Genomic DNA, 21,867 nt, shown 5'->3' with positions numbered 1-21,867 from the left:
CCAATTGTGCTAATTTTGAGAATATTCACTTGAAGAAATGACTGTTTTTTGTTACAATGAGTCGAGTAGACTCGCATAAAACTGAGCTTGATTTTTGTTTGTGAAAGAATAAGGGGGACCTTATTTTAGTATAAAAGAAAGATGGTAAAAAAACTAAAAGAATAGGTGTGGTTAAATTTATGAATCCAGTTTATAACTTTTCAGCAGGACCATCGACATTACCGAAAAGTGTATTAAAAAAAGCAGAGGTAGAGCTATCTAATTATAAAGGCTCCGGCATGTCAGTAATGGAATTGAGTCACCGTTCCAAATTATTTATGGATATTATCCAAGATGCAGAGAAAACATTACGTGAATTAATGAATATTCCTGATAATTATACGGTTTTATTTTTACAAGGGGGAGCGTCAACGCAGTTTGCGATGGTGCCAATGAACTTGATGATTAAAAATAAAAAAGCGGACTATGTGATTACGGGTACGTGGTCACAAAAAGCGTACGAAGAAGCAAAAAAATATGGTACACCGCGTGTAATTGCCAATTCACATGGCGCTGATCTTTCACACATTCCGAAAGTCACACGTGATATGATTGACCCGGAAGCGGATTATGTGCATATCACAACAAATAATACTATCGAAGGTACCTGTTTCTATGAATTACCTGATACAGGGGATATTCCAATTGTTGCTGATATGTCATCAAATATTCTCTCTGAATTAATTGATGTGACAGACTACGGTTTAATTTACGCCGGAGCACAAAAGAACATTGGACCGGCTGGTATGACGGTCGTTATTGTACGTGACGATTTAATCGGACATGCGCCAGAGAATGTGCCGACAATGTTAGATTACCAAGTACACAAAAAAGCCCACTCTATTTACAATACACCACCAACGTTTGCTATTTATATGGCAAAGCTTGTCTTTGATTGGTTAAAAGATGACGTCGGCGGGTTAGAAAAAATGGCGGAATTAAATGAACAAAAAGCTAATCTATTGTATGATGCTATTGATCACTCTATTTTATTTGAGGCAACAATTAAAGATCGTGACCGTTCTTGGATGAACGTGCCGTTCATTTCAAAAACAGGTGATGAAGCGCTAGAAAAGAAATTCCTTAAAGAAGCATCAGAACGTGGCTTAGTCACGCTTAAAGGTCACCGCTCAACTGGTGGCATGCGCGCAAGTATATACAACGCAATGCCTTTAGAAGGTGTACAAGCGCTCGTTGACTTTATTAAAGAATTCGATCAAAATAATCAATAATTTTTATGACAAACTCTATGCCTTTTTTGAGGTGTAGAGTTTTTTGTTGAGCTTTTTTAAATGGAGACCAATAGATTAAATTGTTATCGAGGCGAACTTGTGCGTTCAAACGTTGACAAAAATGAAAACGCTTTATAAAATGTAAGTACAAGTAAATGAAGAGGAGTGATGAAATGAAAAGAAAAGCTTGGATAATAATGATAACTTTATTAGTTATCGCATTGGTGATTATTATATATCAAGGGATAAGGCAAGAGAATAATGATGCGCGAACCAATGAGAATGGGGTGTCGGATGAAAAACAATCAGAAGTATTTGCGAGCACACTTTCAGAACCGACGTATAAAGATGTGTCCGTACATGATCCGTCGATAATTAAAGTCGATGATGCATTTTATGTTTTTGGAACACATATCGAAGCAGCTAAATCATCTGATTTAATGAGTTGGGAGCGCTTTTCAAATGGTTATACGACACCAGGAAATGTCTTATATGGAGATTTATCAGAGAATTTACAGACGTCCTTTTTATGGGCAGGTGAAGATGATGCCGATGCATCAGGTGGTTTTGCTGTCTGGGCACCAGATATATTTTGGAATGAACACTACATCAATGATGATGGTACAACAGGGGCATTTATGATGCACTATAGTGCATCATCAACTTATGTGCGTTCTGCGATTGGCTTTGCGGTATCAAAAGACATTGAAGGGCCTTATCGTTATGTGGATACATTGGTTTATTCAGGATTTACTGAAAATGAGGTATATGATGAAAACAGTGATGTCAATAAGCAGTGGAAAAATACACACTTAAACGCCCTTATCGCAGACGGTAAGATTTCAGATGTGAATGAGGCTTGGTTTAATGCCGATGGTAGCTTTAATAACCGCCATTATCCCAATGCAATAGATGCGAATGTTTTCTTTGACACAGAGGGTCAGTTGTATATGACTTATGGGTCGTGGTCGGGTGGTATTTTTATTCTTGAATTAGATAAAGAAACCGGTGCTGTGATGTATCCAAAAGCAGATGGAGAAACAGATGATGGTCGAATGATTGACCGTTACTTTGGAACAAAAATTTCAGGGGGTTATTATGAATCTGGTGAGGGGCCTTATATTGAATATAATCCAGAAACAGGCTTCTATTATCTCTATGTGACTTATGGTTGGTTAGGTGCTGATGGTGGTTATCATATGCGCCAGTTTAAATCAGCCGATCCGATGGGTCCGTATATTGATGCGGCGGGGGCACCGGCGGTCTTACCTCCAAATCAATCGAATACACAGTTCGGCAATAAATTAATGGGGAACTTTCTCTTCTTAAGGGACAGTCATGAGCCGGGGTTTGGTCCGGGTCAGGGTTACATGTCTCCAGGGCATAACTCGGTGTATACAGACCCGGATACCGGTCAGCAGTTCCTTGTTTTTCATACGCGCTTCCCGAATCAGGGGGAGAGCTTTCAAATGCGTATTCACCAGATGTTTATGAATAAACATGACTGGGGTGTTGTTGCGCCGAAACGTTACGCTGGAGAAGTATTGAATAATGAGATAACAGAACAGGATATTGCCGGAACTTATAAGTATATCAATCATGGGAAAGATAGCTCGGATGTGGTAAAAGAAAGTACAAAAATTGAACTTCATACCGATGGGACAATTACAGGTGCTATTGATGGAATGTGGCAAAAAGATGGTTATTATGCGACCATTACAATCAATGACGTCACGTACGATGGTGTATTTGTTGAAGTATGGGATGAATTGAATAAACAAGGTACATTAAGTTTTACAGCTTTATCAGAAACGGGTGTCTCAATTTGGGGAGTACAAGCGATTGAAGAAACGCGAGAGGCAAAAGAGATTGCCGTAGACATTGCCAATGACTTAACGGTACCTAGTGAAGTAACGGGTGATGTAACGCTTAAAACAGAAGCTATTTATGATACGACCATTACTTGGGAATCTAGTCACCCAAGCGTCTTATCGACAGATGGTGAAGTTGTAAGAAGAGATGGTGAAGATGTTGAGGTAACCTTGGTAGCAACTATTACGCATGAGGGTGAAGTGGTTGAAAAAACGTTTGATGTGACGATTGTTGGGGTAAAAGAAGCGACCATAATTGCCCATTATGCGTTTGATGGGGACCTTAGTGATCAGACAGGTAATCATACAGCGCTTCAGCCAATGGCTGAGAGGATTGATATAGAAGGTGATGCTGTTGCCTTTAAAGAAGGGGTTACAAATCAAGCTGTTTTTCTCGACGGAACAGCTGGTTTAAGATTAAATGATGGCCTTATTTCTACACCGAGTTATACAATAAGTTTGTTTGTTAAACCTTATGCACTTACGCAACATACGACAGTGTTTTTTGGCGCAAACAATCCAGATGAGTGGATGAGTGTTGTACCGTTTGGTCATAATGATCAGACGTTGTTGTGGGCAGGAAGTACAACGTGGTTTGATGCCTCGGCAAATAGACGTATAGAAATAGATGTATGGTCACATATCGCGGTGGCTGTTGATGGGGATAGGGTAAGGCTGTATTTGGATGGTGAGGAAATGTTTCACGGTGAAGGTATACCTTACAGATTTGATATGTCAAGCTATTTTGCTTTAGGTGTCAATCATTGGGATGTGCCGTTTGAAGGTTTAATTGATGAAGTGAAAGTCTTTGATGGCGCTTTAACAGCTAAAGACATTAAAGAATTTATAGAAGCGTTGTAACCAAGCGGTCAAGTATAAAGGAAGAAGTGGATGACAAAAAAGCCGGGAGACGTTTTCCGGCTTTTTTGTTGAGTGTAGGTGTTAAGGTTCAAAACGTTTTGTTGATGAACGGTATTTAATTGAAAATGGGACGATGACGCGCTTAGCTGGTTCGTCTTTTGTTTGAAGTTGTTCAATTAAACACTTTGCACCTTGAATGCCTAACTTGTAAATTTGGATATCGACCGTTGTTAGTGGTGGTCTTGTAATCTCGGATAAATAGAGATTATTAAAAGACGTAATCGAAATATCCTCTGGACAATCAAGTCCAAACTCTTCTAACATGTTGATAACGCCAAGGCTCATCATATCATCCGTAATGACCATAGCCGTTGGTGGGATTTTTAATTTTAATAATTTTTCCACTGCTTTTTTACCACTGGTGCGATTAAATTCATCGTTGATGACATAATCTTCTCGTACTTTAATACCCGCTTCAATTAAGGCCTGTTTATAGCCTTCAAAGCGGTCTGTTGTAACGACGAGGTCGGTTGTTCCGCCGATAAAGGCAATATCTTTATGACCGAAGTCGATTAAATGTCTCGTTACTTCTTTGCTGGCACTAATATTATCGTTATCGACATATGTAATGCTTGCTTCGTTTTCATACGGTTTTCCAACGACAACAAAAGGGAATTTTTCTTCGACGAGAAAATCCATAATAGCATCATTCATTCGTGAATAAAGCAGAATAATCCCATCAACTCGGTGACCGTAAACCATCCGTTTTACTTCTTCGTATAATTGTTGATCGTTGCCGCCTGTAGAAACATAAAGTGAATATTCTGTTTCATGTGCTACTGTACCAACGCCACGCAATACTTCAGGGAAGAAAGGGTTCTGTAAGGCTGTTTCTGCGGATGATGGCATAATAACCCCAATAGCTTTTGATGAGCGAACAGCGAGATTACGTGCATTGACATTCGGATGATAGCCTAGCTCTTTCATAGCTTTTCTCACGCGTTTTTTTGTATCTATACTAATTCTCGGGCTATCTGCGATCACGCGTGAGACCGTAGACGGCGCCACCCCTGCCTTTTTGGCAACATCTTTAATGGTTACCGCCATAGGTTTTTGCCTCCTTTAAAACCGATTATAGGTTACTTTATTTGTTTGATTTAGTGTTGTTTGTAAAAAAATAAAAACACAGAAATAAACTGTGAAAACACTTATGCAAACGGTTGATGAAAAACATGTAAGCGTGTACTTTTATTATATATGATTTGTCCTAAGATTTAAATAGCTTATTTTATTTAATTGATTTTCTTTCAAATGCTTGACCATATACATGTAAGCGTTTATATTTAAAGGCGGATACCTATGGAGTTAAATAATTAGCAGTAAGCAAGTGAACGCAAAAATGCAAACGCTTGCTCAAAATGTTAAAGGAGTGGATGGATAAATGGAAAAAGCAATGATCTTTCACAGGGCAATAAATGAATACGCTTACGGATATGATGATGAAACGGTGCATCTCGTCTTACAGACAAAGCATGGGGATGTGAAAACGGTCGAGTTAATCTATGGTGATCCGTATGATTTCGAACAAAAGACATGGAACTATATGACATCTCCGGTAGAGAGAACTGGTGAGACAACAACAATCGATTACTATAAAGCTAAGGTAACACCGCCAAATAACCGGATGCGCTACGGTTTTAAATTAACGGGCCATGATGATGAAGTACTCTATTACTTAGAGCGTGGCATCTTCTCAGAACTGTCTAAAGAAATAGGCGATTACTTCTGTTTTCCATACTTTCATCAGAGTGATGAATACCGAGCACCCGCTTGGGTGAAAGATACTGTATGGTATCAAATATTTCCTGAAAGGTTTAGAAACGGTGACCCAAGTATCTCACCAGACAATGCCACAGCTTGGGAAGAGGGCGTCGTAACACCAAGAAGTTTTTATGGTGGTGACTTACAAGGCGTGATTGACGGATTAGATTACTTAGAAGATTTAGGTGTCAACGGTCTTTATTTTACGCCAATCTTTCAATCGCCAAGTAATCATAAATACGACACAGTAGACTATTATGAAATTGATCCGCACTTTGGTGATAAAGAAACGTTTAAACGCCTTGTTGAGGCATGTCATGACCGCGGGATTCGCGTGATGTTGGATGCAGTATTTAACCATAGTGGTTATGAATTCGCGCCTTTTCAAGATGTTTTGAAAAATGGAGCGCAATCAAAGTATAAGGAGTGGTTCCACATCCACAACTTCCCGATTGTAACAGAGCCAAAGCCAAATTATGAAGCGTTTGGATTTGTGAGTCGTATGCCTAAGTTAAACACACAAAATAAAGAGGTCGAAGCGTATTTATTAGATGTTAGTAAGTATTGGATTGAGACGTTTGATATTGATGGATGGCGATTGGATGTTGCCAATGAAGTCGATCATCGCTTCTGGCGTAAGTTTAGGGAAACAGTTAAAGCAGTAAAAGAAGATGTCTATATTGTTGGCGAGGTTTGGCATGATTCAATGAACTGGTTACGCGGGGATGAGTTTGATGCGGTTATGAATTATCCACTTGTGGATAGTTTATTAAGCTATATCGAAGCAGGTACCATTGACCAACAGGCATTTAAAGACCGGATTGTACATTTATTGCATATGTACCCACAACATGTGACTGAACATTTGTTTAATATCCTTGCCAGCCATGATACGGCGCGATTAGTAACTCAAACGGGTGATTCCGTTGATAAAGCGAAGTTACTGTATCTCTTCCAATTTTCATATCCAGGCTCGCCTTGTATCTACTATGGGGATGAGATCGGTATGGTTGGTGGTGAGGAACCAGAAAGTCGAGGTTGTATGATTTGGGATTCATCACGTCAAGATTTAGCGTTGCGCGGGTTTATTCAAACGCTTATTAAGCTTAGAAAAACAGAAAAAGGCTTCTCAAATGAGGCAAGTTTTAACTTTGTTGAACGTAACGACCGTTCACTCACATATGAAAAGGTCTCGACTGAAGGTAAACTTATCTTTGTAATTAACCCAACGTCAGAAGCGCTACAGATGGTTTCTTATGCGGGGGACGTTCTTTTAAGTTCCAATGAGGGTGAAACGGTAGCACCGTATGGTTATCGTGTGATTAAACAATAGGCTCTCATTTAAATCCGCTTGTATTGATAGAAAAACCCGTCACTCACTTTGGTTGACGGGTTTTAGCTATATATTCGGACAAAGACAATCACAAACGTAATAATCAGTAGTAAAATAAAGCTTCGCAGATCAATAATGGGAATGTGTTTCATCTTTAATCACTCCGTTCATTTAAATTAAAAATATTATAACACATAATTCCGATAAAGTTAATGTGAATTAGAGAAAATGTTTAAAAAAAACGAAAATGTAAATGAATAGCTATGTTTCTTGAAAGATCATCTATACTTTTTACCCGCAGCCCTTTGATAGAATAGGTGTAGAAAAGATTAATGAGGAGTGAATATAATGAAGCAAGCGGTTAATCCTTATTTACCATCATCAGAATATATCCCCGATGCAGAACCTTATGTCTTTGGTGAGCGTGTCTACATTTATGGTTCGCATGATAAATTTAATGGACATGTATATTGTCTCAATGATTATGTTTGTTATTCAGCTGATATACATGACTTAGCAAATTGGCGTTATGAAGGGGTTATTTATAAAAAAACACAGGATCCACTCAATCGATCAGGAGATATGTGTCTTTATGCCCCAGATATAACTGTAGGTCCTGATGGACGCTATTATTTATATTATGTGCTAGATAAAGTATCTGTTGTATCTGTTGCAGTAGCGGATACGCCAGTGGGTCCATTTGAGTTTTATGGTTATGTAACGGATACCCAAGGCAAGCTGTTAGGCGAAAGAGCAGGTGATCAACCTCAGTTTGATCCTGGTGTCCTTACAGAAGGGGATACAACCTATCTTTATACAGGATTTTGTCCGAAAGGTGATGCCTCTAGACTGGGAGCAATGGTGACTGTACTATCTGATGACATGGTGACGATAAAAGAAGAAACAAAGATTATTGCGCCAAGTGAACCGTATAGTGAAGGCTCGAGTTTTTTGGGGCATGAGTTTTTTGAGGCACCATCGATGCGCAAAATAGAAGGTGTGTATTATTTAATTTATTCATCTATTGTCTTTCATGAGCTCTGTTATGCGACAAGTACTTCACCAACTGAGGGCTTTACCTATCAAGGCGTCATAGTTAGTAATAATGATATAGGCATCGATACATACAAGCCGAAAGAGCGGCCGATGTATTATGGTGGTAATAATCATGGTAGTATCGTAGCCATCAATGAAAATTATTTTATTTTCTATCATCGCCATACTCATGGTTCGAACTTTAGTCGCCAAGGGTGTATTGAGCCAATTGCTATAGTAGACGGCCGTATCAATCAAGTAGAGATTACGTCATCCGGACCGAATCAAGCGCCACTCAAAGGCGAAGGGACTTACCCTGCTTACATTGCCTGTCACTTATTTGGAAAAGAACCTGTCGCTTATACAGGTGATTTGTATTTAGACCCACAGCTACCAAGAATTACACAAGAAGGAAAAGATGGTGATCAACACGATGGCTATATTGAAAATTTAACGGCTGGTTCATCGTGTGGCTTTAAATACTTTACGTTTGATAACGTAACAAAAGTGACAGTTACAACACGTGGATATGGAAAAGGGGTCATAGAGGTTCGTACAGCGCTTGAGGGACCCGTGCACGCTCAGATACCGATTGATTTTACGAATACTTGGACGACTTACGAAGCGGTGATATCTCTCCCAGAAGGAAAACAAAGCCTATACTTTACGTTTGTTGGCCAAGGTCGAACAGCGCTGAAACAGTTTTCTTTTGTGAGAGGCTAGTGATAGGAGCCGTCGTGTAACACAGTCGGTAATTCCTTATGATTATCCAGATCCTGATGTGATTAGAGTAGAGGATGTTTATTTATGATCAAGAAGCACACCTATGCAAACAGCCTACTCACATTTATGAGCAGGCTGTTTGTATCCATCTCTAGCTGAAGATTAAATGACGCCTTGAGCAATCATGGCATCGGCTACTTTTAAGAAACCAGCGATATTTGCCCCAACAACAAGGTTGCCTGGCTCACCATATTTCTCAGCAGCTTCCATACTATTTTTATAGATATTTTTCATAATGTCTTGTAATTTCTCATCTACTTCTTCGAATTTCCAAGCGATGCGTCCAGAGTTTTGTGCCATTTCTAATGCAGATACAGCTACGCCACCAGCGTTTACTGCTTTACCTGGGCCAAAGAGAACGTTATTGTTTAAGAAGAGATCAACAGCTTCTAAAGTAGAAGGCATGTTTGCTCCTTCAGCGACAGCGATGACGCCATTATCAATAAGCTGTTTCGCGCTCGCTTCATCTAATTCGTTCTGTGTTGCACATGGAAGTGCGACATCACATGACACGCTCCAAATATTTTCAAATCCTTCGTGATATTCAGCGTGAGGATGTTCTGTGATATACTCTTTAATGCGTTTACGTTCAACTTCTTTCAGACGTTTAACCGTATCAAGGTTAATGCCGTTTTTATCATACACGTAGCCGTTTGAGTCAGAGCAAGCAACAACTTTAGCGCCTAGCTCCGTCGCTTTTTCAATCGCATACGTCGACACATTACCAGAGCCTGAAACAACTACGGTTTTACCCTCGAATGACTCACCTTGCCCTCTTAACATTTCTTGTGCAAAGTAAACTGTACCATAACCTGTTGCTTCTGTACGCGCTAAACTACCACCAAAACCAACTTGTTTGCCTGTTAATACGCCAGCTTCGTATCCGCCGCGCATTTTCTTATATTGACCGAATAAGAATCCAATTTCACGTGCACCCACACCAATATCGCCTGCTGGTACATCTGTGTCTGGTCCGATATGTTTAGACAACTCACTCATAAAGCTTTGGCAAAAACGCATCACTTCATTGTCTGACTTACCTTTAGGATCAAAATCAGACCCTCCTTTACCGCCACCGATAGGTTGCCCAGTTAAAGAGTTTTTAAAGATTTGTTCAAAGCCTAAGAATTTAATAATACTTGCGTTAACGGATGGGTGGAAACGAAGGCCGCCTTTATAAGGGCCAATGGCACTATTGAACTGCACACGGAACCCGCGGTTAACATGAACTTTACCTTGGTCATCTGTCCAAGGTACACGGAACTGAATAATCCGCTCTGGTTCGATCATGCGTTCTAAAATAGAATGTTCGATATATTTAGGGTCTTGTTCAAATACAGGAACAAGCGAATCTAAAATTTCTTTTACTGCTTGTTGGAATTCTGTTTCCCCAGGATTTCTTTTCTTTACTGTTTCAAATACGTCATTAACGTAATTTAATGCACGATCTTTTGACATACACTAATTCCTCCTATTAATTGATAAAATGCAAGATGAAATTGACTGATAATTTTGAACTTGATACGTATTCAATTGTACCGTTTATTTATACCCTAAAACAATACGTTTCTAACATCAAATCAATCTATAAATTAGAACGGTTATTAAATCTCGTGCGCATTTTTAGTTTGATTCATCTCTTGATTAAACGGTTGGCTCGATAAAGTATAAGCTATAAGCTCATGCAAAGGATGTTTAAAGATCCTTTAATCAAGGAACAGTATATGGTAGAAGTATATAAAGGAGGATGAATGTATGAGTCACAACTGGTATGCGACATCCATAGATAAGATTGAAAAACAATTAGAAACAAACCGTGAAGAAGGTTTAGGTACCCGTGAAATTGACGAAAGACAAGCTACTTATGGTAAGAATGAACTGCCGGTGAAAGAGAAGAAGCCGGAATGGCTAAAGTTTATAAGTCACTTTAACGATGTACTTATTTATATTCTTTTAATCGCCGCGGTTATTACATTAATCTTAGGTCACTACATTGACACGGTCGTTATTGTGTTAGTCGCTGTAATTAATGCCTTAATTGGTTACATGCAAGAGAGTAAAGCAGAGAAAGCGCTAGAAGGTATAAAGAATATGTTATCTCTTCATGCCACAGTTATTCGCGAAGGAAAAAAACACGATATTGAAGCACTTGATTTGGTACCGGGTGATGTAGTCGCTTTAAGGGCAGGAGATAAAGTTCCTGCCGATGTTAGGCTCGTTGAAGCGGATCATTTAAAAGTAGAAGAAGCGTCATTAACGGGAGAATCAACGTCAGTAAAAAAACAAACGAGTGTATTAGAGGACGATACGGTTCTAGGTGACCGCACGAATATGTTGTTTTCTGGCACAGCTATTTCACAAGGCTCAGGCCTTGGTATTGTTGTTGCGACAGGAGAAGAGACAGAAATTGGTCAGATAAACCAATCGATGCAAGAAGTGGAAGAAATTAAAACACCACTCCTTAAGCAAACCGATGATTTTGGTAAAATGATTTCTATTGTCATTGTTGCACTCGCAGCTATTTTGTTTGTATTTGGTATATTCTTTCACTCGTATGAGTGGCAAGAGCTGTTGCTTGCTGTCATTGGCTTAATGGTTGCGGCTATTCCAGAAGGCTTACCAGCTATTCTTTCAATTATCTTGGCATTAGGTGTTCAGACAATGGCTGACAAAAAGGCGATCATGAGAACATTGCCATCAGTTGAAACGCTTGGAGCAGTAACGGTCATTTGCTCGGATAAAACGGGAACACTCACGAAAAATGAAATGACCGTTAGAGCTGTCGTTACACCGGATAAACAGTATGATGTAACAGGTACAGGATATGAGCCGTCGGGTGCGATTATGCATGATGGTGAAAAAGTAAATGTCAAAGTAGATCAACCATTAAAAGCTTTCTTAACGGCGGTTAAAACAGTAAATGATTCTGATGTGATTGAAAAAGACGATCAGTGGATTGTCCAAGGCGAGCCGACCGAAGGCTGTTTAGTAACATTAGCTGAAAAAGCGAATCAACACATTAAGAAACTTACCATGAAGTCAAAGATTCCTTTTGACTCCTCCTATAAATACATGGCCGCGCTTGTTGAAGAAGATGATCAAAAGAAAATCTATTTAAAAGGTGCACCAGACCGTGTCTTTGATATGGCAGGACTTGCTGAGGGATCGGACGAACGTCATTATTGGGAAAAACAGATGAAACGACTCACTCAGCAAGGTGAACGGATTATCGCCGCTGCAGTAAAGCATGTTGATCAAAGTTATACATCGATAGATCACGAAGACGTAGAAACAGGTATGACTATTCTTGGACTTGCTGGAATCATTGATCCACCTCGTGATGAAGCAATTGAGGCGATTAAAGCATGTAAACGTGCGGGTATCACGGTCAAGATGATTACAGGTGACCATAAAGATACGGCACTTGCGATTGCTAAACAAATGAACTTAACCGATCGTGATAGGGTGGTTGAAGGCCGAGAACTTGATCAAATGTCTGATGAACAAAGACGAAAAGTAGTAAATGAAGTGGATGTGTTCGCTAGAACAAGTCCGAATAATAAATTGCAACTTGTCGAAGCGCTGCAATATAACGGTGAAATTAGTGCGATGACTGGCGATGGTGTCAATGATGCTCCCGCCCTTAAACGTGCCGATATTGGGATTGCGATGGGCATTAAAGGTACGGAAGTTGCTAAAGAAGCTTCAGAGATGGTGTTAGTAGATGATAATTTCAACACCATCGTGAATGCGGTCAGAGAAGGCCGGAGGGTCTATGATAACTTGAAAAAAACGATTCTCTTTATTTTACCGACCAATGGAGCAGAAGCCTTTCTAGTGATGGCGGCATTAATACTTGGTATTGCGATGCCGCTTACGGCGGTTCAAATTCTCTATGTTAATATGGTGACAGCTGTAACCGTGTCGTTAGCCCTTGCCTTTGAACCGATTGAGAGAGGCACGATGGAGCGACCGCCGAGAAAATCAACGGAACAGTTACTAAGTCCTTACTATATGTTCCGAATTATATTTGTGTCATTACTAATTGGTGGATCGATTCTCTACCTTCATCCACACTGGGTCGAACAATATGGTTTAGAAAACGTGAACACAATCACGTTACATGCCCTCGTATTTGCACAACTATTTCATATGTTTAACGTGCGAAATGAACGTCACTTTAGTTTGAATAGAGATTTCTTTAAAAATAAAGCGGCTTTTATCGTGACAGCTATTTTGATTGCTTTACAGCTCATCGTAACCTATGTGCCATTCTTCCAAGTAGCATTAGGATTAGAGCCCATTTCATTTGGTGAATGGTATTACCCTGTTGTGATTGGGTTACTTGTCTTTGTTGTTGTTGAACTTGAAAAACTTGTCACCCATCGACTGTTTAAACGAAAATAATATAGTTAGATAGCGAAGGTAAAAAAGTAACAAAGTATTTATTAAAGAGCAGGATGTTTAAAGACGCTTAAAGGTTGTGGCCTTTAGGCGTCTTAATCGATTAAGAAAAGTTGGTCGAATAGTTCAGTTCATTATCTTTAGATTAATTCGTGGTGACATAGGTATATTTGTGAATCACCACGTATTTAAAAAATCTCTATTATGATACTAAACAACATGTTAACAGGGGGATAGTAAAAAGATCGGCTTATCTTTAGCCATAAAGGGCTTAACTAAGTTATAATGAAAGGAAAGACTTAAGACAAAGGTAGGATTTCATAATGACAGAAAATCAACGGATAGATCGGGAAGAAATAATGCAAGAAGAAACGACCAATACGGTGATTCGTATTGAACAAGACGATAAGTTATACATATTAATAGGCACTGCGCACGTATCAAAAACGAGTGCAGAGGAAGTTAAGCGTGTGATTGAAGCTGAAAGGCCAGATGCTGTGTGTATCGAGTTAGATGAACAAAGATACCAAGCCATTATGGATGCTGATAAGTGGAAGAAGATGGATATATTTAAGGTGATTAAAGATAAAAAAGCGACACTTCTGCTTATGAACTTAGCTATTTCTTCTTTCCAAAAACGTATGGCAAAGCAATTTAATATTGAAGCAGGTCAAGAGATGATACAAGGAATAAAATCTGCGGAAGAAGTAGGGGCAGAATTGGTTCTTGCTGATCGGAATATTCAAATTACCTTTTCACGTATTTGGGGAAACGTTGGTACAAAAGGTAAATTGATGTTGCTGACCCAAGTTTTAGCAGGGATCTTTTCGAATGAAACAATCACAGAAGAAGAGTTAGAGAAAATGAAAAGTCAAGATGCGATTAGTTCAATACTTGATGAGTTTACAGAACATTTTCCGCGTCTTAAAACGCCGTTGATTGATGAACGGGATCAATATTTAGCTGAAAAAATCAAACGTGCAAAAGGGAAAAAAATTGTAGCTGTATTAGGTGCGGCTCACGTGCCAGGAATTACGGAAGAGATTAAAAAAGATCATGATTTAAATCAACTGAATAAAGTACCGAAGAAATCCAAATGGCCAAAGCGGATCGCTTGGTTTATTCCGATTGCGATCGTTGGGATGATATTAACGACATTCATCATGAATCCAGAAGCAGGAACAGCTCAAATTTGGAGTTGGTTATTATGGAATGGCTTATTTTCTGCTGTTGGTACAGCGATTGCTTTTGGTCATCCATTAGCTATTTTAACAGCATTACTCGCAGCGCCTATTACATCGCTTAATCCCTTGATGGCTGCTGGTTGGTTTAGTGGCTTAGTCCAAGCGTATGTAAAAAAACCGCAGGTAAGTGATTTTGAAGCGTTAAGTGATGACGTTTATACGGTGAAAGGTTTTTGGCAAAATAAAGTCACCCGTGTATTGTTAGTTGTTATGTTGGCTAACTTAGGGTCGACAATGGGAACGATCATTGCTGGAACAGATGTTGTTAGATTATTTATCGAGAATATTTTTTAATAAAAACGACCATACTATTAAGAAGGTGTAGCCCGAGGCTAGGCCTTTTTTGCTTAAGTGTATGCTGATTAAGCGCATTGATGCTAAAAAAACAATAAAAGGTTTGACAAATGTTAATATACCCCTTATAGTATAGATATACCCTTAGGGGTAAGTTAGAGAGGAGCGAAAATATGAACAAGCTATACACATTTCCCCAACGCTATTTGATGATCAGTGTGCCATTAACTTTAATCATAGCATTTATTGTTGGTACAATGGTTGATACAAGGGTTTTACAGCCTGTTGTATTATATGCGACCATTATTATGATTTATGCCACGATGATTGGCTTTAATTTTAAAGAGTTAACATCGTTACAAGGAACAAAGGTACTGATCTTTTCTATGATAATTAATTTTATTATTGTGCCGATTGTTGCATACCTGCTAGGAGTGACGGTATTAAAAGAATACCCGATTATGTTTGCGGGTCTTGCTTTATCAGCGCTCTTACCGACAAGTGGTATGACGATTTCCTGGACAGCTCTTCACCAAGGAAATGTACCAGCAGCTGTTAAGTTGACTATTTTTGGTTTGATATTAGGCTCATTACTTACACCTTGGTACTTACTGTTGATGGTAGGCCAATTGGTAGAAGTTGATATTCTTCAAACGTTCCAGACAATCATTACTGTCGTTTTTGTCCCAATGATTTTAGGGCATATCACGTTCAAAATTCTTATGAAGCGGATGACACTGCCAGAATTTAAGAGAAGAGTAAAGCCGGCGTTAGGCCCTCTAAGTATTTGGGCCATGCTCTTTATTGTCTTTGTTAGTGTAAGTGCACGAGCAAGTATGATCATTAATAATCTAGAGCTTATCTTAATTGCTACGCTGGTATTAATTGCATTTTATACAATCAACTTTGCGATTAGTACGTTCTTCGCAGTTAAATTCTTTAACCGAGGGGATGGTATTGCCTTAGTAAATGGGACCGTCCTTAGAAACCTTTCAATTGCTATCGGTTTAGCTGTAGCATCATTTGGTGCTGAGGCAGCACTAATTGTCACGATTGCCTTTGTAGTTCAACAACAAGGGATTGCCTTATATGGGAAGTTAGCGCTTAGTCGCTGGTTTAAGAAGGATAAAAAAGAGGAAAGTAACATTATGAATAAGCCGGTTCAGGCTTAAATATATATAAATAAAAAAGGATGGTATCACACTATGCAAAAAATGAAATTCAATGTAAGAGCAGAAAACGAAGGCTTAGCAATCACTGCAAAAACAGGAAAGCACGAAGTTGTTTTAGATGAAGGTGCACAAATGGGAGGGAAGGATTCAGGTCCTAACCCCATGCAAAACGTTTTAGCATCACTGGCTTCATGTGAAAATGTGACAGCACACGTTGTAGCAAGAGAGATGTCATTTGATTTACAAGGGCTGTCATTTAATATTTCAGGATCTTTTGACCCGCGTGGTTTCATGGGTGACCCAAGTGTGCGTCCATACTTCGAAGAAGTATCTGTTGATGTAACGGTCACAACATCTGAGTCAGATGAGCGCGTGAGAGAATTACAAGAAAAAGTTGAAGCGCGTTGCCCTGTGTACACAATGTTTAAAGCAGCGGGTGTTGAGTTGACTGATAATTGGGTTAAAGCATAAGCTAAATAATCAGGTCATGATTTCTACATCAGAAGTAGCCAACGCGGCTGCTTCTTTTTTTGGTTTTTAATTCTAATCAGAGGGGTATAGTGAATAAGTAATAGAGGGAGGTCACAGTATGAATAAAATACTCGTGTTATATAGGCGTGACTTAAGGATGATGGATCATCCGGCTTTAGCTGCGGCAGCTAAAGATGGACGCGTCATTTGTGGGTACATAAAAAAACAAACGTTAACTTCAGCCCATGATTTTTGGACATTGCGACATGTGAATCAATTGAAAAAAGATTTAAACCAGGAAGGGTTAACACTTTTAATGGGTGAGAAATCACTTATCGAACAAGTAAAAACATGGTGCACTGACTATGAGATTGATGCGGTGTACGTTAATCGTTCCTATTTGCATGATGAAATTACCTTAGAAGAAGAGCTAATAGCTGCGCTAAAAAAAATAAATGTGGACGTGCATCGTTTTGTAGGGGATGTGTTATCAAAGCCTGGGAGCATATTAACGAATAAGGGCGAGTATTATAAAGTATTTACCCCCTTTTATAAGGCTTTGAGGCAATCGTCAATTCTTAGACCGACACCTAAACCTGAGACATATCACGGCATAAAGGTAAAACAAGGGCAGTTTAGTGTTGATGAGCCAGCGTGGTTTAAGAAAATAGTTGACAAATCCCCACCGGGGGAGCAGGCTGCGATGATGCGCTTAGAGTCTTTTTGTGAAGACTATTTAAGTGGTTATTCACATGCGAGAGATCGACCAGCGCTAGAAGAGACCTCACGTTTATCCGTTTATTTATCGATCGGCGCTATAAGCCCAAGGATTATTTATCAACGAGTTATGGCAGAAAATACTCTACCTGCACATGTAGATGAGGAAAAAGAAGCTTTTATCCGGCAGTTGATGTGGCGTGATTTTAGTTATCAACAGCTATATCAACATCCAAAAGCAGAGACTGAAGCGATGCGTAAGGAATTTGACTATTTTAAATGGTTGAATGACGAAGATGCGATTGATCGGTGGAAGAAAGGTCAAACAGGCTATCCGCTCATTGATGCAGGTATGAGAGAATTATACGAGACGGGTTACATGCATAACCGTGTGCGAATGGTTGTGGCATCATTTTTAGTCAAACATTTACTCGTTGACTGGCGAATAGGTTTACATTATTTTAGCGAGACGTTGATTGACCATGATAGGCAAAATAATGCGCTCGGTTGGCAGTGGGTGATGGGATCTGGATTTGATGCCTCTCCTTATTTCAGAATATTTAATCCTATCACCCAAGCGGAGAAATTTGATCCTGACGGGTCATACATTAAACGTTATGTACCTGAGTTAAGTAAACTGGAAGGCCGGGATTTATTTCGACCGTTTGAAGCGAAAGTAGAGACGCTGACCAAAGCAGGTGTCACTTTAGGTAAGGACTATCCATTGCCTCTGGTCGATCATAAAAAAGCACGTCAAAGAGCGCTTGAGCGCTATCAAGATGTAAAGGGGAAATCATGATGATAAAAATCTGGTTAAATGTACTGACGCTTGTATTTGCACTCGTCTTAAATGCTCTTGCGACCGCATTACCTTTAAATGGGATAGATACAGGGGAAATATCTGATCGTCTCGAGGTGTTATTTACACCTGCAGGTTATGTGTTTAGTATTTGGGGTGTGATTTATTTAGCGTTAATTATTTGGACGTTTAGACAATTTAAACCTTATCACCAAACTCGTGCTGTTTATCAGGATACACATATATTATTTTGGCTGATCAATTTGTTGAATGGTATCTGGCTTATTACGTGGCACTATTTCTACTTTGGTATAGGCGTCATTGTTATGATCTTGTTGCTTGTTTTATTGATCGGAATGTACAACGTGATTAATCAAGTAAAAGATCAAGCGTTTGATCGATGGCCATTTTCTCTTTACTTAGGTTGGATCAGCGTTGCCACAATCGCTAATATCAGCTATTACTTAACAGAGATTGGTTGGAATGGTTTTGGTATTGCGGCGGATATGTGGACGCTTATACTACTCGCTGTTGCGTTCGTCCTTGCGACGTGGTTTCGCTACACGCAATCAGATATCGTGTATCCCCTTGTGTTTATTTGGGCATTAGTGGGTGTCGGAGTTGAAAATCAAGGCGTATCGGAAGTGGTTAGTATGACGAGCTTTATTATCAGTGGATTACTCGTTCTCGTGATTTTCTTTGTTAAAAAGAAAAAACACACATTAAGTTTTAGTCGTTCGTAAGTAACGTCCTTACTAATAGACGAACATTATCAAAGCGCTAAAGAAACAACCACATAGTTAGTTATCCCCTTAGTTATCCTATGGAAGTGGATAACTAAGGAGAATAAGATGCCAAAACAGGTTATCCACATGGGGATAACCTGTTTTCATCAAACTGACAGCTAAACTGTAGAAAAACTGTGTAAAACGTCTCATTTTCATGACAGTTTTGATTCGTTAATGAATTTGGCGGAAAAATATGCTAGACTTATAATAGTAAACGTTTTCAGATGAAACGTATGGAAGGAGGCATATCGTCAGTGAAGCTGTGGGTGAAAAAGTTATTTGTTGCTACTGTTGCGGCACTAACTTTAGGTATGTATGTCCCATCGATTGACTTAGAAGTTAATGCAGATGTGGATAATAAAGATATTGAAGAGAATAAAGATACGATTGAAAGAGCGCACATTGTCCACGCTTTAGATGAAGTAGAGGATTTGTCTTCGACTATTGTGACATCTAAAGAAGAGATCATTGAACAAGCAACGTCAAGGACATTAGAAAAAATCGGTCCAAGAACAATCAAACCGATTGAGCGAGAAGTGATGAATGAAGTTATTCCTCACATTGAAACAGTTGTGGAAGCAATTGTGGATAAGTATGATCCAGATCAATCATTTAGACTATCACTTATTGAACATAAAACACCTGGTTATGGAGAAAAGATTTTTGATGTCTATGATGAAACAGAAGAAAAGATTGTCGCAAAGTTTCATGTGAGACGAGACAATAAACCATTAGACGGCTATTACTTTAATTTTCATTATCATTTAGAAGATGATCAATTTGACTATCATTACCCAATTGCTGAGGTGTGTTATGGAAAAAATACACCACCAAAATGGATGAGCTAAAACACGGATGAAAAGTGTAGACTTTTTGTTCGTGTTTTTTTGGTGTTTTAATTTTAAGCTTTAGGGAAAATTATAGTAACAAACTTTTAAGGAGTGATTTTTTTATGACACGACACGTACAAGTATTCTTTCACACGGAAAGTGAGGCGGAATCATTTAAAGCGAAGTTAGCAAAGTATCAAACACAAAATGTGTTCATTGATGAAGTAAGTGCAACAGATGATCAGATTTTAGTCATGCCTGCAGCACCAACAAGTTCGACAGCAACAGGCGCTGCACCAGCTAATGTGTCTGAATCCGGTACAAATCTTGGCTTTTATTATGACGTCTCAAAGGATGAACGGCCACGTACAACGGTGATTACATTTGATGTAGCGGAAGAACAGTACGAAGACGTCATTCATGAAGTCATCAACAGTGAAGGTCTTCTTGATCAAGCGCATATTGAAAAATAAAATTTCCACTAACCCCTTGACGAACTTGTCTATACAAGATACAATGTAAGCGTAATCAGTTATCTTGTATAGACAAGTTAACGAGCAATTATTCTATTAGTTTATTTTTATTATGAGAGAGGGGTAAGGAAATGGGTCAATATGAACAAGCGTCAAAAGAATTGCTAGAGCTAATCGGCGGTAGTGAAAACATTAATGTTGTGACACACTGCGCTACGCGCATGCGCTTTGTATTAAATGATACAGGCAAAGCAGATGCAAAAGCGATTGAGGACATGGCTATTGTTAAAGGGACATTTACAAATGCAGGACAATTCCAAATCATCATTGGTAACGAAGTATCAAAGTTTTATAATGAGTTTACTAAAATTGCTGGTGTCGATGACACATCAAAAGATGATGCCAAAGTTGCTGCAAAACAAAATTTAAATCCATTGCAACGTTTAATTTCTAATTTAGCAGAAATTTTCACACCGCTTATTCCAGCTTTAGTTGTTGGGGGTCTTATTTTAGGTTTTAGAAACATTATCGGAGAAATACCTAACTTTGGTCCAAATGGTGATCAAGCCCTCGTAGAATTATCACAGTTTTGGTCAGGGGCGAACCACTTCCTCTGGTTAATCGGTGAAGCCATCTTCCACTTCTTACCGGTAGGTATTGTTTGGTCGATTACGCGTAAGATGGGGACAACACAAATTCTTGGTATAGTCCTCGGTCTAACACTTGTATCACCACAACTTCTAAATGCATATGGTGTTGCCGGTGCAGAAGAGATTCCGTTTTGGGATTTTGGGTTTGCTCAAGTTGATATGATTGGGTACCAAGCTCAAGTTATCCCAGCTATTTTAGCTGGTTTTGTTCTTGCTTACTTAGAGATATGGTTACGTAAATTTATACCTAACGTTATTTCAATGATTTTTGTGCCCTTCTTTGCTTTACTTCCAGCTGTTATTATCGCTCATGTTGTGCTCGGTCCAATTGGTTGGACGATTGGTGATTGGATTTCAACAGTTGTTTATAACGGTTTAACATCTGGATTTGGCTGGTTATTTGCTTCTGTCTTTGGTTTCTTATATGCACCACTCGTCATTACAGGTCTCCACCATATGACCAATGCGATCGACCTTCAGCTGATGAGTCAATTTGACGGCACGATGCTTTGGCCGATGATTGCTTTATCTAATATTGCCCAGGGCTCTGCTGTTGTAGCGATTATCTTCTTGCACAAGAAAGATGAAAAAGAGCAACAAGTCTCTATCCCAGCGGCGATTTCTTGTTACTTAGGTGTAACAGAACCAGCCATGTTTGGTATTAATTTAAAGTATGGCTTCCCGTTCCTAGCGGCAATGATCGGTTCGGCGATTGCTGGAACGGTGTCTGTTGCAAGCGGGGTTATGGCTAACTCCATCGGGGTTGGTGGTATTCCAGGATTCTTGTCAATTCAAGCAGCCCACTGGTTGATGTTCTTTGTTGCGATGGCAATTGCGATTGCTGTGCCTATTATATTAACGATGGTTTTAGCAAAGTCACCAATGGGTAAGAAAACATACGAACGTTTAGGTAAATAATTTAAACGGAACAACCATTCTGCCTTTTCGCGGAATGGTTGTTAGGCATTTAACTTAGTTAATGAACAGACTATAATGATAGAGAGAAAAAACGAGGCAATCATTAGAGTAACCAATAGAAAAGGGGTCGAA

The 21,867-nt window shown here is 39.2% G+C and carries 15 protein-coding genes; 13 read left to right on the top strand and 2 right to left on the bottom strand.

Annotated features, from left to right (window positions below; translation table 11 throughout):
• Positions 1-179: 179 nt before the first annotated feature.
• Both serC and BM163_RS02275 read left to right on the top strand, forming a co-directional pair.
• A complete protein-coding gene (serC, locus tag BM163_RS02280) occupies positions 180-1,271 on the top strand; it encodes a 3-phosphoserine/phosphohydroxythreonine transaminase (RefSeq protein ID WP_089799801.1) in 1,092 nt (363 codons plus the stop codon).
• Positions 1,272-1,444: 173 nt separating this feature from the next.
• On the top strand, positions 1,445-4,003 hold the full coding sequence (locus tag BM163_RS02275) for a lipocalin-like domain-containing protein (RefSeq protein ID WP_229675475.1): 2,559 nt from the start codon (positions 1,445-1,447) through the stop codon (positions 4,001-4,003).
• 81 nt (positions 4,004-4,084) lie between these two features.
• Here the strand turns inward: BM163_RS02275 and BM163_RS02270 are convergent, their stop codons facing one another.
• Positions 4,085-5,110, bottom strand: a complete 1,026-nt coding sequence (locus tag BM163_RS02270) for a LacI family DNA-binding transcriptional regulator (protein WP_089799799.1) — start codon at positions 5,108-5,110, stop codon at positions 4,085-4,087.
• Between the two features lie 334 nt (positions 5,111-5,444).
• Here BM163_RS02270 and BM163_RS02265 point away from each other — a divergent pair, with 334 nt between their 5' ends.
• Complete coding sequence (locus BM163_RS02265; RefSeq protein ID WP_089799797.1) at positions 5,445-7,157, top strand: glycoside hydrolase family 13 protein; 1,713 nt, start codon at positions 5,445-5,447, stop codon at positions 7,155-7,157.
• A gap of 345 nt (positions 7,158-7,502) precedes the next feature.
• Positions 7,503-8,915, top strand: a complete 1,413-nt coding sequence (locus BM163_RS02260) for a family 43 glycosylhydrolase (RefSeq protein ID WP_218029750.1) — start codon at positions 7,503-7,505, stop codon at positions 8,913-8,915.
• Between the two features lie 162 nt (positions 8,916-9,077).
• Here the strand turns inward: BM163_RS02260 and gdhA are convergent, their stop codons facing one another.
• Positions 9,078-10,433 (bottom strand): NADP-specific glutamate dehydrogenase, encoded by a 1,356-nt coding sequence (gdhA, locus tag BM163_RS02255; protein ID WP_089799793.1) that lies wholly within the window; start codon positions 10,431-10,433, stop codon positions 9,078-9,080.
• 297 nt (positions 10,434-10,730) lie between these two features.
• Between gdhA and BM163_RS02250 the strand changes: the two genes are divergently transcribed.
• The 9 genes from BM163_RS02250 (at position 10,731) to treP (ending at position 21,735) form a co-directional block, all read left to right on the top strand.
• A complete protein-coding gene (locus tag BM163_RS02250; protein ID WP_089799791.1) occupies positions 10,731-13,382 on the top strand; it encodes a cation-transporting P-type ATPase in 2,652 nt (883 codons plus the stop codon).
• Between the two features lie 320 nt (positions 13,383-13,702).
• Positions 13,703-14,917, top strand: coding sequence for a TraB/GumN family protein (locus BM163_RS02245; protein WP_371859474.1), 1,215 nt, complete (start codon positions 13,703-13,705; stop codon positions 14,915-14,917).
• A 173-nt stretch (positions 14,918-15,090) separates the two neighbouring features.
• Positions 15,091-16,089, top strand: coding sequence for an arsenic resistance protein (locus BM163_RS02240; protein WP_089799789.1), 999 nt, complete (start codon positions 15,091-15,093; stop codon positions 16,087-16,089).
• 33 nt (positions 16,090-16,122) lie between these two features.
• On the top strand, positions 16,123-16,560 hold the full coding sequence (locus BM163_RS02235; RefSeq protein WP_089799787.1) for an OsmC family protein: 438 nt from the start codon (positions 16,123-16,125) through the stop codon (positions 16,558-16,560).
• Between the two features lie 118 nt (positions 16,561-16,678).
• Complete coding sequence (locus BM163_RS02230; RefSeq protein WP_089799785.1) at positions 16,679-18,076, top strand: cryptochrome/photolyase family protein; 1,398 nt, start codon at positions 16,679-16,681, stop codon at positions 18,074-18,076.
• Positions 18,076-18,819, top strand: a complete 744-nt coding sequence (locus BM163_RS02225) for a TspO-related membrane protein (protein WP_089799783.1) — start codon at positions 18,076-18,078, stop codon at positions 18,817-18,819. The genes BM163_RS02230 and BM163_RS02225 overlap by 1 nt, the downstream gene beginning before the upstream one ends.
• Before the next feature lie 299 nt (positions 18,820-19,118).
• Positions 19,119-19,712 (top strand): YpjP family protein, encoded by a 594-nt coding sequence (locus BM163_RS02220; RefSeq protein ID WP_089799781.1) that lies wholly within the window; start codon positions 19,119-19,121, stop codon positions 19,710-19,712.
• A gap of 104 nt (positions 19,713-19,816) precedes the next feature.
• Positions 19,817-20,167 carry a hypothetical protein gene (locus tag BM163_RS02215; protein ID WP_089799779.1) on the top strand — a complete coding sequence of 117 codons (351 nt, stop codon included), beginning with the start codon at positions 19,817-19,819 and terminating at the stop codon, positions 20,165-20,167.
• Between the two features lie 131 nt (positions 20,168-20,298).
• Entirely contained in the window at positions 20,299-21,735 is a 1,437-nt protein-coding gene (treP, locus tag BM163_RS02210; protein ID WP_089799777.1) for a PTS system trehalose-specific EIIBC component, read from the top strand.
• Positions 21,736-21,867 lie beyond the last annotated feature (132 nt).

The sequence above is a fragment of the Halolactibacillus alkaliphilus genome, assembly GCF_900115465.1.
Taxonomy (GTDB): Bacteria; Bacillota; Bacilli; order Bacillales; family Amphibacillaceae; genus Halolactibacillus; species Halolactibacillus alkaliphilus.
Note: the sequence above shows the minus strand (reverse complement) of the source record. Positions and strands in the feature narration are given on the sequence as shown.

Excerpts from the sequence above, each read along its gene's own strand:
- serC (WP_089799801.1), top strand. The coding sequence starts at position 180 with ATGAATCCAGTTTATAACTTTTCAGCAGGACCATCGACATTACCGAAA.
- BM163_RS02275 (WP_229675475.1), top strand. The coding sequence starts at position 1,445 with ATGAAAAGAAAAGCTTGGATAATAATGATAACTTTATTAGTTATCGCA.
- BM163_RS02270 (WP_089799799.1), bottom strand. The coding sequence starts at position 5,110 with ATGGCGGTAACCATTAAAGATGTTGCCAAAAAGGCAGGGGTGGCGCCG.
- BM163_RS02265 (WP_089799797.1), top strand. The coding sequence starts at position 5,445 with ATGGAAAAAGCAATGATCTTTCACAGGGCAATAAATGAATACGCTTAC.
- gdhA (WP_089799793.1), bottom strand. The coding sequence starts at position 10,433 with ATGTCAAAAGATCGTGCATTAAATTACGTTAATGACGTATTTGAAACA.
- BM163_RS02250 (WP_089799791.1), top strand. The coding sequence starts at position 10,731 with ATGAGTCACAACTGGTATGCGACATCCATAGATAAGATTGAAAAACAA.
- BM163_RS02245 (WP_371859474.1), top strand. The coding sequence starts at position 13,703 with ATGACAGAAAATCAACGGATAGATCGGGAAGAAATAATGCAAGAAGAA.
- BM163_RS02240 (WP_089799789.1), top strand. The coding sequence starts at position 15,091 with ATGAACAAGCTATACACATTTCCCCAACGCTATTTGATGATCAGTGTG.
- BM163_RS02235 (WP_089799787.1), top strand. The coding sequence starts at position 16,123 with ATGCAAAAAATGAAATTCAATGTAAGAGCAGAAAACGAAGGCTTAGCA.
- BM163_RS02230 (WP_089799785.1), top strand. The coding sequence starts at position 16,679 with ATGAATAAAATACTCGTGTTATATAGGCGTGACTTAAGGATGATGGAT.
- BM163_RS02225 (WP_089799783.1), top strand. The coding sequence starts at position 18,076 with ATGATAAAAATCTGGTTAAATGTACTGACGCTTGTATTTGCACTCGTC.
- BM163_RS02215 (WP_089799779.1), top strand. The coding sequence starts at position 19,817 with ATGACACGACACGTACAAGTATTCTTTCACACGGAAAGTGAGGCGGAA.
- treP (WP_089799777.1), top strand. The coding sequence starts at position 20,299 with ATGGGTCAATATGAACAAGCGTCAAAAGAATTGCTAGAGCTAATCGGC.